Genomic DNA, 16,502 nt, shown 5'->3' with positions numbered 1-16,502 from the left:
CACGCCGCAAGGAGCTCCCGTGTCGGAACTGTTTGACTACTTCGCCCATGTCGACCTGCCCACGCCGACGGTCGGCGTCGAGGAGGTCGAGCGTCTGTGCAGCCAGACATTCGGCCTCACGGTGGCCGCCCGGCCGCTGGGGAGTCAACAGGATCAGAACTTCCGCCTCTTCCGCCGTGGTTCGGATGAGGTGGTGGGGGTGCTGAAGCTGAGCAACCCGGTCTTCAGTGAGCTCGAGATCGAGATGCAGGATCTCGCCGCGCAGGCGGTGGCGAGGGCCGACTCCTCCGTGCGGGTACCGTGCATCGTGGTCGGACCTCGCGGTCCGATGCGGGCATGGTGGGAGACGTCGGAAGGACCGATCCACGCCCGCGTTCTGGAGAACATCTCCGGCCAGACGCTGACCGGGTCGAGGTACCTCTCGCCGCGCGTGGTCGAGCGCCTCGGCGACCTCGCAGGTCGAGTCAGCCTCGCGCTCGCCGGCTTCACACATCCCGCGAGCGGCCGCATTCTGCAGTGGGATCTGCGTCACGCGCGTCGCGTCATCGAGACACTGCTCCCTCAGGAGCCGGATGCCCGAGTGCGCACCGTCATCGAACGCGCCGTTGACGGCATCGCGACGCAGCTGGATGCTGTCGCGGATCGCCTTCCGATGCAGGCCGGTCATTTTGACATCACGGACGACAACGTGCTGCGTCGGGAAGACCGGGCTCTCCCCGACGCGGTGATCGACTTCGGTGACATCCTCCGCTCATGGCGAGTGGCCGAGATCGCCGTCACCGTGTCATCCGTGCTGCACCACGACGGCGCCGATCCCCTATCTACGATCCCCGCCATCCGCGCTTTCCACGCCAGGAGACCCCTCACCGGGGACGAGATCACCGCACTCTGGCCACTCGTGGTCCTGCGGGGAGCGACACTCGTACTCAGCGGGCGCGCCCAGGTACGGCTCGACGCGGGCAATGACTATGCGGCAAGGGCACTGGACCGCGAGTTCCGTGTCTTCGACAGGGCGACCTCGGTTCCCGCATCCGTCATGACCGAGGCGATCCGGATGGCGCTGCACCCAAGCGACCCGCTCCCGCCGCGCGCATGGCCCGGAGCGCCCCTCCTTCCGCTGCCGAGCGAGACCGTCATCCTCGATGCCGGTACCGTCTCCGCGCTGAACGACGAGGGCGGGTGGCTGCACGGGGGCACGCTGCAGCGGGCGGCGCTCGCTGCGCTGGACGGCGGGGCGCCGATGGTCGCTCTTCCCGCCTGGCAGGCCATCGCGACCGGCGCACCGCAGCGCACGCCCTCCGCACCCGAGACGGTTCCGACCGGCGCCACCGTGTGGCTGGCCGAGCCCCAGCGGGTGACGCGGCAGGACGGCGAGGTGACGGTGGGCGACGGGATCCTCACCTGGATGAGCGGCGACGAGGTCGTCACCGTCGCCGGTCTTCCCGAGGATGAGGCCTCGGATCTCCTTCCTGCGAGGACACCCCTCTTCGTACAGCGGCGTTCAGCCGCAGGCGATCGCCCCCCGGCGATGGTCGTTGCGACTCTGGCGCCCGCGTGGCGTGCCCTCACGGGCGATCCCGCCGCGGCGCTGGGGATGACCGCCGCAGCTGCGCGCGATGATGACATGCTCGGGCGTCGCCACCGAGTGCTGGCGGAGGTGCAGGAGCATTACTACGCAGCCCCGCCCCGAATCGAACGCGGGTGGCGAGAGTATCTGCTCGACCTCGACGGTCGCGTGTACCTCGACATGGTCAACAACGTCGCCTCCGTCGGGCACGCGCACCCGAAGGTCGTCGCAGCGGCGACACGGCAAGCGAACCTGCTCAACACGAACTCACGCTTCCATTACGGAGTGATCACCGAGTACGCCGAGCGCCTCGTGGGGACGCTGCCGGCGGAACTCGACACGGTCTTCCTCGTCAATTCGGGGTCGGAGGCCACGGATCTCGCAATCCGGCTCGCGATGGCCACCACCGGGCGCAGCGACATCGTCGCGATGCGCGAGGCGTACCACGGCTGGACCTTCGCGAGCGATGCAGTCTCGACCTCTCTCGCCGACAACCCGAACGCCGTCTCGACGCGGCCGGCGTGGGTGCACACGGTTGCTGCGGCCAACTCCTACCGCGGTGACCATCGCGGACCGGATGCCTGGCAGTACGGACCCGAGGCCGTCTCGACGATCGACGAGCTCGCGGAATCCGGACACCCCCCTGCCGGGATCATCTGCGAACCGTTCTTCGGGAATGCGGGCGGAGTCGCCCTGCCCGACGGCTATCTCCGGCAGGTGTACGACGCGATCCGGCGCCACGGCGGGGTGGCGATCGCCGACGAGGTCCAAGTGGGATTCGGACGGCTCGGCGAATGGTTCTGGGGCTTTCAGCAGCAGGGCGTCGTCCCGGACATCGTCGCCGTCGCCAAGTCGATCGGCGGAGGGCACCCGCTGGGCGCGGTCATCACGCGGCGCGAGATCGCGGACCGGTATCGCTCACAGGGATACTTCTTCTCCTCGACCGGAGGAGCGCCGGTGTCGGCAGCCATCGGGCTCGCCGTGCTGGAAATCATCGAGCAGGAGGGCTTGCAAGAGAACGCTCGCGTCGTCGGGTCGTACCTGAGGCAGCGCCTGGAGCGACTGGGCGACACGTATCCGATCGTGGGCACCGTCCACGGTTCAGGTCTCTACCTCGGCCTGGAGTTCGTGCGCGACCGCGGGACCTTCGAACCCGCGACGGAAGAGACGGCCGGGATCTGCGATCGTCTGCTGACCCTCGGTGTGATCATGCAGCCCACGGGCGATCATCAGAATGTGCTGAAGATCAAGCCGCCGCTGTGCATCTCGCGCGAGTCGGCCGACTACTTCGTCGATGCGCTGGATCGCGTGCTGCGCACGGGATGGTGACCGATCTCGACGCGGGAGGTTCAGGACCCGGAGCGCTGAGCCCGAATGGCGCGGAGGGCCATCTGCACCGCGATGAAGGCGACGAAGATCGAGAAGAGCACGTTCCCGATGAACGGGTCGACCAGGGTGGCGATCCAGGCACCCAGTGCTGTCGTGGTGCACGCCGCGATACCGATCGCGACAGCGGCGGGCAGGTCCACGTTCTTGCGCCGAATGTTGCCGACAGTTCCCGACAGTGCCGTCGGGATCATCATGAGCAGCGAGGTGCCCTTCGCTTCGAGATCGCTCGCCCCGAACAGGATGATGAGAACGGGCACGACCACGATGCCGCCGCCCACCCCGAGCAGTCCCGCGAGGATCCCGGTGATCAGACCGAGCAGGACCAGCCCGATCGTGGAGATGATCGTGAACTCGATCTCGGCATCCCGCGACGGGATCACGATGTACAAACTGATGATGACCAGGACGAGGAAGCCGACGAAGCCCCAGCGCAGCACCGGTAGCGGGAGCCGGTGCAGGAGCCATGTGCCGATCTGCGCACCGACGATCGCTCCGGCGGCGAGGATGAGTGCCGCGATCCACGAGACCGATCCGGTCAGGGCGTAGGAGACGACACCCACCGCGGCGGTCGGGACGATCGCCGCGAGCGAGGTGCCGGCCGCGAGACGCTGATTGAAGCCGAGGAAGAACACGAGCGCGGGCACGATCACGGTCCCGCCACCGACACCGAACAATCCCGACAACAGACCTGCAGCCAGTCCTACCAGTACCGCGACGATGTAGAAGCGCGCGGTGCGCGGCGGGGGTGTCGTGGTCATCTGCTCGCTCTCATCGGCGCCGGAACGCCGGCCGTGCCAGCCTACTCTTCCGACGCGGCAGCTCTGACGCCGCGCAGGGCCTGCGTCACTCCACGCTCACCAGGTCGTAGACAGCCCAGCCATCGTCATCCGGCACGAGCGTGTACTCGTACTCGACAACTTCTCGAACGGCTGGCTCGATCGGCTCGCCGTCCTGGTCGAAGTGGGCCAGATAGCTCTCCTGCGTCACCACCGTGTACTCGTACCCCGGACCACGGATGTCGGTCACGACGAGCGCGTAGTCCGAGTACCACTCGGTGAACGCGTTCGACTGTCCCGTGAAGGTCGCGCAGTCCTTGATCTGCACGACCTCGCGCAGCCGCTCCGTGGTGACATCGACGAACAGATCGCAGTCCGCGGTCTGCCAGGCTTCGTCGAACTCGTAGACCGCCTCGACAGCGCCGCGTTCGTCGTCGTTCTTCGGCTCAGCGGCGGCCGCGGCATCGACCCGACCGAAGCCGAGAATCGCCAGCGGGATCAGGACAGCGGCAAGCACCACGACGGCGAGCATCAGGATGCCCACAATGAGCCATACGATCCACGTGCGGCTGCGCTGCGGCGCGGTGGCAGCGACGAAGATACCCGATGACCCGGCATCCGTGGTTTCGGGCTCCGCGACGCTGGAGGGTTCGCTGTTCTCGGGCGAGAGCGGCGGTCGGTGGGACTGCTCGGGTGCGGGCGACGATCGGGGACGCTGCCAGGGGTCGGGCATGCCCTGCGGATGCGGCTGCACGTGCTCGGTCCACTGCTGTCCGTCCCACCACCGCAGGGCGCCGTGGCCGTCGTCGTACCAGCCCGGGGCGATCGCCGGCATCCGTTCTCGTTCCTCGTCGGTTCAGGGTTCGGCGTTCACTCTATCCGCGACACCGTTTGCTCTGCACCCGGCACGGGGCTCGCCCTGCGGTCAGTACTCGTAGCTGACGGAGCTGGCAACGATCCAGCTCGCTGCGAACCAGACCACCGGTGTCAGCACGGTGACCGCCGAGAGCACGAGGGCGATGACGGCGACGGTGATTCGGCGACGGGCACGGATGTCGAGAACGAGAGCGACGATGGCCATGGCGAGTGCGACGAGCGCCATGATCACGGTGATCGGGATCGTGAAGAACATCAGCGCCCAGGCCGCTCCCATCCCGGGGAGGTAGCCGAGCGGGATGACCAGTGCGGACACGAGCACAGCAATGATCGCGACGATCAGTGCCGTGACGCCGAGCGCCGAACGTCGGGCGGTGACGGGTGTGGAGGAGCTCACGCTGCGGAGTCTACGGCGAGCTACCGACGCCGGGGGTCGATCTTCACCCGGTGGGAGCTCGGCGCTGCCGTCAGAGGCTCGCGACGTAGCCGCCCGCGAAACCGCCGGTGAAGAACCACAGCGGCACGAACACGGCCATCAGAGAGAGCACCAACCCGGCGATCGACCACGCGAGCGTGCGTCGTGCGCGGATGTCGAGGATCAGGGCGATGATCGTGATGACCAGCGCAATCACCCCGACGATGATGGTGAACGGGAACGTCATCAGCAGGAACCACCACGCCAGCGCCATGTCGGGGAGGAAGCCGACCACGAAGACCACGAGCGAGGGAGCGATGGCAAGGACAGCCGCGGAGCACCCGATGATCGCAAGGATCGGGATACGCCGTGGCGCAGCCGGTGAGGGAGAAACGGATTCGGTCACGAGCGCATTTTAGGGCGCATCACCGATTCCGTATCCCATCCGAGTATCACTCGTCGGCGCGACCGACAAGGGGCGGGCGGGGGGAAGCCGGGAGGGCTATCGTGTGGTTCGACGGAACGTCGAAAGGAAAACCGATGGCAACTCAGTCCGATACATCGACGGCAGCCAAGAGCGAGACATCCGGTGCCCCGCGTAACGCTCGCCGGCCCGCGAAGGGCGGGGCGGGCGCGAAGCTCACCGATGAGCAGAATGCCGAGAGCGGCTTTCAGGCGTCCACGCAGCTCGGTGAGAACCTGCAGCGCGTGCTCGTCGACTTGCTCGAGCTTTCTCTCCAGGGCAAGCAGGCGCATTGGAACGTGGTCGGACGGAACTTCCGCGACACCCACCTGCAGCTCGACGAGATCATCGACGCTGCCCGCAGCCTGTCGGATGTCGTCGCCGAGCGGATGCGGGCTCTTCACGCCCTTCCCGACGGACGCAGCGACACGATCGCAGAGACCACCTCGCTGCCCGAGTTCCCCCACGGCGAGGTCGACACCGACGAGGTCGTAGACCTGATCACGGAGCGCCTCGAGGCCGTCGTCGCAACCTGCCGCGCCGTGCACGACGAGGTCGACGACGAGGACCCCACGAGCGCCGACATCCTGCACGAAGTTCTCGGGCAGATGGAGCAGTTCGCCTGGATGGTCAGCGCCGAGCACCGTATCCCCCAGGCTCGCTGACCGACCGTCGCGAGTGGGCCCGTTCGCGGGCCTCCCGAGAGCCTGGGCTGTACACCCCGGAACGAAGAAAGAGGCCCGCGAGGGGCCTCTTTCTTCGTAGCAGGAGCGGGGCTCGAACCCGCGACCTCACGATTATGAGTCGTGCGCTCTCACCAACTGAGCTACCCTGCCGCACGGCATCCATCGGTCACGAAGTGGATGCTGCGAGCCCCGAGTCAGGATTGAACTGACGACCCCTTCCTTACCATGGAAGTGCTCTGCCACTGAGCTATCGGGGCGTAGCCCGACCTCGCGGGCAACTAGAAGAGAATATCAGAGCACGGTCATCCGAAAGAACCGGCGACGTCTCTGATCACTGGTCGACGGTGATCGGTGCTTGGGGCACGGTAACGACCGTCGAGGCGACGTTGTGGGCTGCCAGCCACGCCATCGGCTCGGTGGGGGTCTTGCCGTTCAGGAGCACCTCGAAGTGAAGGTGCGGCCCCGTGGAGCGCCCCGTGGTGCCGACGGTTCCGACGACGTCGCCGAGCTTGACTACTTGACCGGCCTCCACGCGAAGCGATCCGTACTGCATGTGAGCGTAGTTCGTCGATACCAGCTCGCCGTTGACGATGCTGTCGATCACGACCTGCACGCCGTACGCCCCGCCGGCCTCGGTGGCGATCCGGACGATGCCATCGGCCACCGCGTGGATCTCGGCTCCCTGACCACCGGGGGCGAAGTCCACACCTTCGTGCAGCCGGCCCCAGCGCATGCCGTACGGAGAACTGATCGGCACACCGACGACGAACGGATACTGCACGGCAGCCGTGGAGTTGTTGACGTAGGTCGCAGCCGTCTCACGCACGCCCGCCTCGACGGCGAGCTCGGCCATCGACACCGCCGAATAGCCTTCCTCACGACTCAGGGCTGCCGTGGAGGCCTCAGCGGGCGCGACGTACGCCTGAATGTCCTCGACGGGCGGCTCCGTCCCGCCATCGGCGACAGCGACGATCGACGCGGTGGACCCCTCCCCGCCACCGGCGGCGGCGACGGCCTCCACCGGCGTGGTCATGCCGACGGCAAGCAGCCCGACGATTCCCATGACGCCAACGGAGAAAGAGGTCGTGGTGAGACGGCGCACAGACGCTGCTCGTGGACGGCGACGGGCGATGTGCTCCGGCGCTGGCGAAGAAGGGTCGCTCTGCCCGGATGCCTCAGCTGACGGCGCAGGCTCCGCGGGAAGGGTGGCTGTCGCCCCCGTTGCGCCGAACATGCGTACGGTCCGCTCGAAGATGTCGCCGTCGACCTCATCGGCCGGCGACTCGGGCTCGACGTCGGTCACGAAGCCGGGAAAGGACTCAGACGCCGCGTCGGCGACCGCGGGCAGGGGCGTGGCGTCGGCATCCGTATCGGCGATCACCGGCTCGTGTGGCGCGTCCGAGACGTGCACGTCGATCGGCCGGGTGACGGGTGCGGTCGCCGGCGCCTGGTTGATCGGCGTAGCCGCGACGGCGTCATCGAGCGGCAGGGCGTCGGTCGACGGGGCGATAGGCGTAGAGATCGAACGGCGCGCGCGACGGGTCAAAGGAGCCGCGGCCGCCGTGACCTCATCCGAGAGACGAACGTTCTCGACGTGTCGAGTGGCGTCGAGCCCTGCCCCGGCGAGTGCGTCAGCTTCGGCATCCGTCAGGGGTGCGTTGTGAGCACGCGAGCGCAGGCCCGCGGGCCGGGGGGTGGGCGGGTCTCCCGCGCGCTCCGAAGCACCAACGCCCCGGGCATCGGCGAGGGAACCAGTGGCTTCTGCGCCAACGCGACGGGTACGGCGCAACTCCGCCCGAGAGGGCCCCGATGACTCCGGCGCCTGCGCGGGCGCGGGAGTCGTGCGACTGGAACGGCGCGTGCGCGCTGCGTCAGCCGCAGGAGTTTCGGGGGTCACGGCGGTGGATCTCGCTCTCGGTCGTCGGGCACGACACGGGTGGTTCGGATGCTACTCACCCTGCTCTGCGACGGTTTCCCGGATGCGCAAAGAAGGTAACGATACGGTAAACGCTACCCGCTCCGACCTGAGAAAGCCATGGACGGGACCCCATTCTGGGGATTCCACAGTCGATTCCGCGGATCCGTTGTCAGGGTTGCGCGAGCCCGGACAGCCTCTCGTAGATGCCCGGTACCGCTGCGATCACCAGAACGCGGCCGGTCTCATCCGGCGGAAACACACCGAACCTCCCGCCGGATTCAGTCACGATGAGTCCAGCCGCAGCGTGGTCCCACGGCTTGAGGCCGCGCTCGAAATAGCCGTCGAGGCGACCTGCTGCGACCGAGCAAAGATCGATGGATGCCGCGCCCATCCGCCGGATGTCCCGCGCCATCGGCATCACGCGAGCAACGCGCGTGAGATCGCCCGCGTGTGTCGTCGGGTCGTAGCCGAAACCCGTCGCCAGCAGTGCTCCCGCGGCAGAAGCATCCGTCTCCACGCGGAGTCGCCGCTCACCGAGCCACGCTCCGCCGCCACGAGCGGCGTGGAACATCTCGTCCAGGGGTGGCACATAGACGGCGCCCGCAAGAGCGGTCCACTCCCCCGGATTCAGGGGGCCCTGCACTGCGGCAATGCTCACGGCATACGAGGGGATCCCGTACGCGTAGTTGACCGTTCCGTCGATCGGGTCCACGACCCACGTGATGCCGCTGGTGCCCGGATCGGCATCCGATTCTTCACCGAGGAAGCCGTCTGCGGGTCGGATCTCGCGCAGTCGGGCGCGGATCAGCGTCTCCACCTCGCGGTCAGCATCCGTGACGATATCGGCGATCGCGGACTTGGTCGCCGCAATCGAGACTCCTTCGCTGCGACGAACGAGGGCGAGCTGTCCCGCTTCGCGAGCGAGTGAGGTGGCGATGCTCTCGAGATACCCCGGGTCTGTGTCGGTCACCCCCTCACGCTAGCGCCCGGTCAACCCTGCCGCGGTGTCGCTTCGTGGTCGTCAGCCTCACCGCCCGGCGCCGACTCGGCAGCCGGGACGCCCGGCTCGCTCTCGGTCGTGGACACGGCTGGAGCTGGAGCATCGGCGGCGCCGTCCGCTGCGGAGGTATCAGCGATGTCGGCCGATGCGGGAGCGGGAGGAGGCGCGACGGGCGCGAAGATCTGGGCTCCCGGCGTGGGGTGGCCGGTGTAATACGCGTTCCAGTCGGGCGAACCATCCGGGAGCATCGGCAGCGGTGTCACACCGTCGACATACATGGGCCATGGAAGCAGTTCCTGCTGACCCGCGGCACCGGCCGCGGGCGGGGCTGCCGACCGGCCCGTCGACGCGGCAAGGGGCGACGCGCCCGCGGGTCCCGGCGCAACGAGCACATTCAGCAGGGGCACGAGCGCGGTGCCGACCGCGGCAAGGATGACGACCGCGACCACGACGCGCCAGTAGAACTCGGCGAAGGAGATCCAGTCTCCGAAGACGAGCGGCAGCAGCAGCAGGAGGGTGAGCAGAGCCACGAGTCCGACAGTGATCGGGGCGAGAATGCGCGTCGCGGGCACCGAGTGACGTAGCACGGCGCGTAGGAAGAACCGCGCGTGCAAGAGCGCAAGCTGAAGCACGAGGACCACGAGGAGGAAGCGGATGAATCGCTCAGGTCCGACGAAATCCCATCCGTAGAAGGACCAGGGCTGGGGCATCCAGATGAGGATGATGCCGGCAAGGAGCGCGACGACCCACGTGGCGATGCTGGCGATTGCGAACCACGCCGGGCGGCTCGGGGCGAGCCGGGCCTCCATGATCGCGATGCCGGCGAACCCGGCGAACAGCAACACGGTGATGAACGCTCGCACGATCGATCCGGTGTGCGGGCCGACGAGCACCCAGACGACGCAGATGAGCGCTGCCGCAACCAGCGCGCCGATCGCCACCCAGATCGCGGCGCGCGCATACGGAGACCGTGCGCCCAGCGACGGCTCCGGGATACCCGAGGTCGGAGGCGGCGACGGGACGTGCGGCGCGGGAGCGTCTGGCGGCGGCGTGGTCATGAATCCTCCTGAGGGTCGAGGTCGCTGTCATCCTCGCATGCCAGCCTCAGATAGGAACCCTCGATTGCGGACGACTGTGGACGAATCCCGCCGAGGGAGACGGTTGGGGGGACGGATTTCTGGCAGCCCGTCACTCGCTGTAATATTGCAACTCGCGCCTCCGGTCGACTGCACAAGCCGGGCGGGTGCGCACTCGGCAGGTTACCCAAGCGGCCAAAGGGATCTGACTGTAAATCAGCCGGCATAGCCTTCGGGGGTTCGAATCCCTCACCTGCCACCAAACGAAAGACGGGTCTCGCGACAGCGGGGCCCGTCTTTCGTTTGTAGAGCATCGCGGGTTCGAACCCCCGGGTGGGCCCACGCCGTCCGAGGCTCCGCGCGCTGCGCAGCAGCGTGTGGAGGGGCGGTGGGGACGAATCCCTCACCTGCCACCAAACGAAAGACGGGTCTCGCGACAGCGGGGCCCGTCTTTCGTTTGTAGAGCATCGCGGGTTCGAACCCCCGGGTGGGCCCACGCCGTCAGAGGCTCCGCGCGCTGCAAAGCGGCGCGTGGAGAGGCGGTGGGGACGAATCCCTCACCTGCCACTCTGTGAACAAGGGGTCTCGCGCAAGCGGGGCCCTTGTTCGTGCCGCCCGAGGCTCCACGCGCTGCGGGCTCGGAAGACCCGATCCTCGGCTCAGCTGCCGAGGTGTTCGGCGCCACCGGTGAGCGCCTCCGGCGTCCGCAGCAGCGCCCCCGGCACACGGCAGGTGGCGGCGGCGATGTCCATCGCGGTCGCGAGGACATCGGTCCACTCGTCGGCGGTCGTCGGGTCGCGCTGGACGATTCCCGCGACGAGAGCGGCGAGGGATGCGTCCCCCGCGCCCATCGTGTCGATCACCGCCCCCGGAAGGGAAGAGACGGGCTTGGTCACCGTTGCGGCCTCCGCGACCAGCGTCGCTCCCCCGGCGCCGCGTGTGGCAAGAACGGTCGGCACACCGAGTTCGCGCATGCGCGCCACCGCTGCATCGAGATCAGCCCCATACAGGAGACTCGCGTCGTCGTCACCGATCTTCACGACGCCCGCGCCGCGTGCGAGCGCCTCGAAACCACGACGGAACTCGTCGAGGTCCTTCATCATCCCCGTGCGCGGGTTGGGATCGATCACGAGCCGGTCCGATGCCCCGCCCACCGCGTCGATGAGCAGTGCCGTCTGTTCGGTGTCATCGAACGGATAGCAGCTGACGACGACGCGATCGGCATCCGCGATCGCGTCGCGCTCGGCCTGACCGAACTCGATCCGGCGCGCCTGCGCTGCCTCATTGAAGACATAGGTCGGTTCGCCGTCGACCCGCACGCTGACCGCGCGCGAGCTACCGAGCGGCGAGGGTGAGGGCAGGAGCCCCACGCCGTGGTCGGCGAGATAGGAGCGGATCTTCGCTCCCGCGTCGTCGTCGCCGACCATCGCGACAAGCGTGGTCGGCACCCCGAGCCGCGACAGTCCGACCGCCACATTCAGTGCAGCGCCGCCGACGAACTCACGTACACCTGCGTCATCGCGCAGCTCATCGATCAGCGCATCGCCGATCACCACCACCGAACTCATGCCGGGGCTTCTCCGTTCTCGAGGACGCGCGCGACGAAAGCTTCCGTGCGGCGTCGGGTTCCGTCGATCTTGAGGTCTACGCTGCCGCGCATCTCACTGGGCGCGAGGGGTGCGGCAAGGCGAACGTTGTCGTGACAGGACAGGTCGGTGCAGATGTAGGTGCCGATGCTGTCGCCCTGGGCACCGGCATTCCCGGCGCGGCGAGCCGTGAACAGTGAGACCTGATTGCCGGGCTGCATCGTGTGGCACAGGTTGCACATCGCTGCCCGCGCGCGCGACGAACTCTCGGATGCTCGAAGCACGACGCCCCGGGGTTCACCGCCGACCTCTGCCACCAGGTAGCCGCGGCCCCGGAACTCCGGATCCCGCCATGCGAGAAAGTCGAAGTGGTACCAGTCGGTCGTGCGGGCACTGAGGGGGACCTCGATGACCCTGAGCTCGTCGGGTGCGGCGTTGACGAACGACGCACGAAGCTCCTCTTCCGTGAGCGGGCGCATGCCACCTCCTGGTCTCAGTCTACGAAGCGCGGTCGGATGAGGCCGCTGCTGCGGTCTCCGAGGCCCTCGCGTCTAGACTCCCTGCATGGCTGATTCATCGTTCGACATCGTGAGCAAGGTCGACCACCAGGAGGCCGACAACGCCCTCAATCAGGCGCGCAAGGAGGTCGAGCAGCGCTACGACTTCAAGGGCACGGATGCCTCGATTGCCTGGAGTGGCGAACAGATCCTCATCAAGGCCAACTCCGAAGAGCGCGCCAAGGCGGTTCTCGACGTGTTCCAGTCCAAGCTCATCAAGCGGGGCATCTCTCTCAAGAGCCTCGACTCGGGCGAGCCGGTTGCCAGCGGCAAAGAATACCGCATCGTCTCCAGCCTCAAGGACGGGATCTCCCAGGAGAACGCGAAGAAGATCAACAAGATCATCCGCGATGAGGGTCCGAAGTCCGTCAAGTCGCAGATCCAGGGCGACGAGCTGCGGGTCCAGTCCAAGAGCCGCGACGACCTGCAAGAGGTCATCCGCATCCTCAAGGCCGCCGACCTCGACGTCGACCTGCAGTTCGTCAACTACCGGTGAGGTCGGCTGGTGCCGCTGGGCAGGAGGACTCCGGCCAGCGCTCCTACCCGGTCGCCGATGTCGCGGGGCCGGCGGACTCGTCGATCCGCCGCAGCCTCTCGATGAGGTCGGTGACCTGCGCGTCGGTGAACAGCGCGTCCGGTCCCTCGGGCGCGATGCCGGTGAACGGGTCTTCGTAGAGGCGGCGAGGGTCAAGATAGCCCGAGATCGAGAGCTGCTCGATGATCAGATCGACGAAGACGTGCTGGCGGTGGCTGAAACCGGGCGCGGAGACGAAATCGGCGAGCGCTTCTTCGGCGGCAGAGCGATCGAGACCGACGATGGAGCGGATCAGCCGGCCGAGTCCACCGGCGTCGGTGGCCTGGGAACGCAACTGGGAGGCATCCACTCCCCCGGCGTTCACGAGGATCGTCTCGAGCTCCTCGAGGTCGAGCGCCGTCAACTCACGACCGGTGCGCAGCTTGCGCAGGGCGAGGTTGTCGGCGTGGGTGTCGAGGAAGCCCGACACCTTCTCGCGGAACGCGCGGCGATCGAGTCCGGGCATGATCCGCACGATATCGACCTCACGGCGCTCGGCGACGGTATCGGCGAAGTCCGTGTAGATCGGATGCTGGCCACGGGCGTCGATCAGACGCACGAGATCGCGTAGCCGGGCGCGCACGGATTCGAGATTCGTGAGGGTTGCGGCATCCCACCACTCCGGATCGCCGATGGCTCCCAGGAGTGCCGCCTGCTGGTCGACGGCGGGGATGCCTCGGCGCTGATGCAGGGCGGAAGCGACGTCAATGACCCGCGCGATGATCGCCTGCGGCACCGGGTCGCCGGCGGCAACGGCCACTTGCGCCTCGAGCAGCAGCAGATCGAACCTCTTCGCGGCTTCGTCGGTGTCGGATTCGGATGCCGTCGGCAGCCCCGCGAGCGTCGCCGCGTCATCGAAGTCGGCGGCAGTGAACCGCTGCCATGCCTGGGCGGGGACGAACCGGTCCACGGTGCGCAGGTGCTTGCGGACCAGGAAGTTCTCGCGGTTCATGCCGCCCACGGCGGCGTGCAGCCGTGCCGCAAGGTGCTCGCGCAGCGGGACGGCATCCGGATCATCGCGTCCTGCGAGCAAGCCGAGTAGCCGCAGGCGCGCCAGGAAGGATCGCTCCGTGACGGACGGGGCGCGCGTTCCGGATGCCTCGGCGATGTCGGCGTTGAAGTACTCGATGTTGCCGCACACGTCGAAGATGACGAAGTCGGTCTTCGGCTGGCCGGGGCCGTACAGGTCGGGGCGGAGCCGGGTGCCGCGCCCGACCATCTGCCAGTACTTCGTCTGCGAATGCACGGGCTTGAAGAACACGAGGTTGACCACGTCGGGGATGTCGATGCCGGTGTCGAGCATGTCGACCGAGATGGCGATGTAGGGTTTCGCGCCCGGCGTGGCGAACCTGTCGATCAGCGTCTGCGCGTATGGGCCGGAGGCGTGGGTGACGACCTCGGCGACCTCGCCGCGGTGTTCGGGGAAGTGGGCGTCGAAACGCTCCTGGATGAACTCGGCGTGCCGCTGGTTCTTCGCGAAGATGATCGTCTTGCCCAGCACGTCCCCGCCGGAGACGTAGCGGCCTTCGTCGAGCAGGATCTCGAGCACGGTGTCGACGGTGTCGGCGTTGAACAGCCAGCGGTTGATGACGGCAGCATCCACTTCGTCGGGGATCTCACCGTCCTGCCATTCGAGTGCGTCCCACTGCTCGCGCTCTTCGTCGGTGAGCTCGGCATAGCGGATGCCGCGACTCATGAATCCGAGGTCGATCACGCGGGCGACGGGAGGCACAAGGTAGCCGCCGGCGATCGCGTCGTCGAGTTCATAGGCCTCGGTAGGCACGCCGTCGTCGAGGCCGAAGAGGCGGTAGGTGTTGTGATCGATGTCGGCGCGGGGCGTGGCGGTGAGGCCGACGACGAGCGCGTCGAAGTAGTCGAAGATCTCGCCGTAGCGGTGATAGATCGAGCGGTGTGCCTCATCGACGACGATCAGGTCGAAGTACCCGGGGCCGAAGCGCCGCAGGTTGTCGTCTCCGGCATCGATGAGGTTCATCACCGTCGCGTACGTGGAGACGAACACCCTTCCCTCGCTGTCGCGATCGGTGAGCAGGTTCACCGGCGCACTGTCGGGAAGGTGCGCTTTGAACGCGCCGACGGCCTGGGCGACGAGTGCGGTACGGTCGGCCAGGAAGAGGACCCGCTTGACCCAGTTGGCCCGCTGGAGCACGTCGATGAGCGCGATCACGGTGCGGGTCTTTCCGGTGCCGGTGGCCATGACCAGCAGTGCGCGGCGGCGCTGCTGTTCGAAAGCATCGGCGACGGCTCTGATCGCACGGAGCTGATAGGGCCGTTCGACGATGGCCCGGTTCACCTCGACCGTGCTGAGCGGCCTGAGTGTCGAGCGGCGCTGGATCGCGAGGACGAGTTCGTCTTTCGTGTGGAATCCGGCGACTTTCCGCGGCGGATAGCGCCGATCGTCCCAGTACCACGTCTCGTAGCCGTTGGTGTAGAAGATGAGCGGACGCTGACCGAAGTCCCGCTCGAGGGCATCGGCGTACAGCCGTGCCTGCTCGCGACCTTCTTTGGGACTCGTCGAGGTGCGCTTGGCCTCGACGACTGCGAGCGGCTTGCCGTCGTCGCCCCACAGCACGTAGTCGACCTTTCCGCTGCCGGAGGGACTGGGGATGCCGGTGACCGGCCACTCTCGGTCGCGAGCGTCGTCGAGGGCCCAGCCTGCTTCGTGCAGCAGCAGGTCGATCAGCTGCTCGCGCGTCTCGGCTTCGGTCGCGTCGGTGGGGTCGGCGATGTTGTGTGCGGCGTTGCGTTGGGCGTTCTCGGCTTTGAGCCGCGCGATCTCTGCGCGCAACTCCTCAATCTCGGCCTGCGCCTTCACTCCGAGAGCCGCCGCTTCGCTCAGCTGCGCGCGGGCGTCGTCGAAGTCGGCTTGGATCTTGAGGAGTTCGGCGCGCGCCTGCCGCACGATCGACGCGGGTGCCGGCGGGACCCTGTCGAGAACGAACCGCTCGGGCTGCGGCGCTGCCGGGTCGCCGTAGCAGTGGTGAAGCCAGAGGCACACCCGGTGAAGCTGTTCGAGCGATCCGCGCGCCCGCGCGAGCGGCATCTCGTCATCCTTGTGGACGGCGTCGTTGCCGACCAGGCGGATGATCTTGAGGCTCCCGCAGATCGATTCGCCGACGGTGTCGCGGAAGGGCTTCTGTGCGGTGAGGTTGGCGAAGGTGTCGTCGTAGGGACGCGGAAGGTCCTCAGCGGAGTAGACCCAGGCAGTAAACAGCTCGGCGGCGCGGCGCGCGTAGGTGGCGGATGCTCGCGGGTCGGCACGCAGGCACGCTTCGGCGCGCGCGGCGGCGTCACCGACCTGCGGCCACGCCTGCACGACGAAGTCGAAGTTCCCCACCGAACCGCTCCTCTGCCAGGAGCCGCCGACCGACCCCTGAGCCGATGCTACTGGGGCGGCACGCGGTGGCGTGCTGTGTCAGGCGTGCCGTGTCAAGCGGCGGTCTGGGGGTAGAAGGCGGGGAGGTGTCGTTCGGGTGCGACGACGTACCGGCGTCCATGCGGAGATACCCACTCGAGGGACCCGTCACTGAGGTGGGTGATGATCCACCCGCCGTGGTGCTTGACGGTGTGATGGCCCTGGCACAACGGTGCCGTGTTGGTC

At 67.6% G+C, this 16,502-nt stretch carries 13 protein-coding genes and 3 tRNA genes; 4 read left to right on the top strand and 12 right to left on the bottom strand.

Annotation, left to right across the window (positions count from 1 at the left end; translation table 11 throughout):
- Positions 1–19 precede the first annotated feature (19 nt).
- On the top strand, positions 20–2,896 hold the full coding sequence (locus tag ACSGC5_RS01720; RefSeq protein ID WP_434968877.1) for an aminotransferase: 2,877 nt from the start codon (positions 20–22) through the stop codon (positions 2,894–2,896).
- Between the two features lie 20 nt (positions 2,897–2,916).
- Here ACSGC5_RS01720 and ACSGC5_RS01715 read toward each other — a convergent pair whose 3' ends face one another.
- The 4 genes from ACSGC5_RS01715 to ACSGC5_RS01700 all read right to left on the bottom strand — a co-directional run bounded on the left by ACSGC5_RS01715 (position 2,917) and on the right by ACSGC5_RS01700 (position 5,429).
- Positions 2,917–3,714 carry a sulfite exporter TauE/SafE family protein gene (locus ACSGC5_RS01715; RefSeq protein ID WP_434968876.1) on the bottom strand — a complete coding sequence of 266 codons (798 nt, stop codon included), beginning with the start codon at positions 3,712–3,714 and terminating at the stop codon, positions 2,917–2,919.
- Positions 3,715–3,799: 85 nt separating this feature from the next.
- Positions 3,800–4,567, bottom strand: coding sequence for a DUF2510 domain-containing protein (locus ACSGC5_RS01710; protein WP_434968875.1), 768 nt, complete (start codon positions 4,565–4,567; stop codon positions 3,800–3,802).
- A gap of 90 nt (positions 4,568–4,657) precedes the next feature.
- Positions 4,658–5,005: a hypothetical protein gene (locus ACSGC5_RS01705; protein WP_434968874.1), complete on the bottom strand. Its 348-nt coding sequence runs from the start codon at positions 5,003–5,005 to the stop codon at positions 4,658–4,660.
- A 70-nt stretch (positions 5,006–5,075) separates the two neighbouring features.
- Positions 5,076–5,429 (bottom strand): hypothetical protein, encoded by a 354-nt coding sequence (locus tag ACSGC5_RS01700; RefSeq protein ID WP_434968873.1) that lies wholly within the window; start codon positions 5,427–5,429, stop codon positions 5,076–5,078.
- A gap of 134 nt (positions 5,430–5,563) precedes the next feature.
- Between ACSGC5_RS01700 and ACSGC5_RS01695 the strand changes: the two genes are divergently transcribed.
- A complete protein-coding gene (locus ACSGC5_RS01695) occupies positions 5,564–6,151 on the top strand; it encodes a Dps family protein (RefSeq protein WP_434968872.1) in 588 nt (195 codons plus the stop codon).
- Positions 6,152–6,248: 97 nt separating this feature from the next.
- Here ACSGC5_RS01695 and ACSGC5_RS01690 read toward each other — a convergent pair.
- From ACSGC5_RS01690 to ACSGC5_RS01670, 5 genes are all read right to left on the bottom strand, one after another.
- Positions 6,249–6,322: transfer RNA gene (locus ACSGC5_RS01690), tRNA-Met, on the bottom strand.
- 35 nt (positions 6,323–6,357) lie between these two features.
- Positions 6,358–6,429, bottom strand: a tRNA-Thr gene (locus tag ACSGC5_RS01685).
- A gap of 74 nt (positions 6,430–6,503) precedes the next feature.
- Positions 6,504–8,069, bottom strand: coding sequence for a peptidoglycan DD-metalloendopeptidase family protein (locus ACSGC5_RS01680; RefSeq protein ID WP_434968871.1), 1,566 nt, complete (start codon positions 8,067–8,069; stop codon positions 6,504–6,506).
- Positions 8,070–8,259: 190 nt separating this feature from the next.
- Complete coding sequence (locus ACSGC5_RS01675) at positions 8,260–9,060, bottom strand: inositol monophosphatase family protein (RefSeq protein ID WP_434968870.1); 801 nt, start codon at positions 9,058–9,060, stop codon at positions 8,260–8,262.
- Between the two features lie 20 nt (positions 9,061–9,080).
- Positions 9,081–10,148, bottom strand: a complete 1,068-nt coding sequence (locus tag ACSGC5_RS01670) for a hypothetical protein (protein ID WP_434968869.1) — start codon at positions 10,146–10,148, stop codon at positions 9,081–9,083.
- Positions 10,149–10,343: 195 nt separating this feature from the next.
- Here ACSGC5_RS01670 and ACSGC5_RS01665 point away from each other — a divergent pair.
- Positions 10,344–10,428, top strand: a tRNA-Tyr gene (locus ACSGC5_RS01665).
- A gap of 397 nt (positions 10,429–10,825) precedes the next feature.
- Here ACSGC5_RS01665 and ACSGC5_RS01660 read toward each other — a convergent pair.
- Positions 10,826–11,734 (bottom strand): carbohydrate kinase family protein, encoded by a 909-nt coding sequence (locus ACSGC5_RS01660; protein WP_434968868.1) that lies wholly within the window; start codon positions 11,732–11,734, stop codon positions 10,826–10,828.
- Positions 11,731–12,231: an FBP domain-containing protein gene (locus ACSGC5_RS01655; protein WP_434968867.1), complete on the bottom strand. Its 501-nt coding sequence runs from the start codon at positions 12,229–12,231 to the stop codon at positions 11,731–11,733. Before ACSGC5_RS01655 ends, ACSGC5_RS01660 begins: the two co-directional genes overlap by 4 nt.
- A gap of 85 nt (positions 12,232–12,316) precedes the next feature.
- Between ACSGC5_RS01655 and ACSGC5_RS01650 the strand changes: the two genes are divergently transcribed.
- Positions 12,317–12,805, top strand: coding sequence for a YajQ family cyclic di-GMP-binding protein (locus ACSGC5_RS01650; protein ID WP_434968866.1), 489 nt, complete (start codon positions 12,317–12,319; stop codon positions 12,803–12,805).
- 43 nt (positions 12,806–12,848) lie between these two features.
- Here ACSGC5_RS01650 and ACSGC5_RS01645 read toward each other — a convergent pair whose 3' ends face one another.
- Positions 12,849–16,238 (bottom strand): DEAD/DEAH box helicase family protein, encoded by a 3,390-nt coding sequence (locus ACSGC5_RS01645; protein WP_434968865.1) that lies wholly within the window; start codon positions 16,236–16,238, stop codon positions 12,849–12,851.
- Positions 16,239–16,502 lie beyond the last annotated feature (264 nt).

It is taken from the genome of Microbacterium sp. bgisy207 (assembly GCF_965345035.1).
GTDB lineage: Bacteria > Actinomycetota > Actinomycetes > Actinomycetales > Microbacteriaceae > Microbacterium.
This window is presented reverse-complemented; position numbering and strand designations above follow the sequence as displayed.

What these genes read in the sequence shown, in the direction of transcription:
- ACSGC5_RS01710 (WP_434968875.1), bottom strand. Translation starts at nt 4,567, where the DNA reads ATGCCGGCGATCGCCCCGGGCTGGTACGACGACGGCCACGGCGCCCTG.
- ACSGC5_RS01670 (WP_434968869.1), bottom strand. Translation starts at nt 10,148, where the DNA reads ATGACCACGCCGCCGCCAGACGCTCCCGCGCCGCACGTCCCGTCGCCG.
- ACSGC5_RS01655 (WP_434968867.1), bottom strand. Translation starts at nt 12,231, where the DNA reads ATGCGCCCGCTCACGGAAGAGGAGCTTCGTGCGTCGTTCGTCAACGCC.
- ACSGC5_RS01695 (WP_434968872.1), top strand. Translation starts at nt 5,564, where the DNA reads ATGGCAACTCAGTCCGATACATCGACGGCAGCCAAGAGCGAGACATCC.
- ACSGC5_RS01650 (WP_434968866.1), top strand. Translation starts at nt 12,317, where the DNA reads ATGGCTGATTCATCGTTCGACATCGTGAGCAAGGTCGACCACCAGGAG.
- ACSGC5_RS01660 (WP_434968868.1), bottom strand. Translation starts at nt 11,734, where the DNA reads ATGAGTTCGGTGGTGGTGATCGGCGATGCGCTGATCGATGAGCTGCGC.
- ACSGC5_RS01715 (WP_434968876.1), bottom strand. Translation starts at nt 3,714, where the DNA reads ATGACCACGACACCCCCGCCGCGCACCGCGCGCTTCTACATCGTCGCG.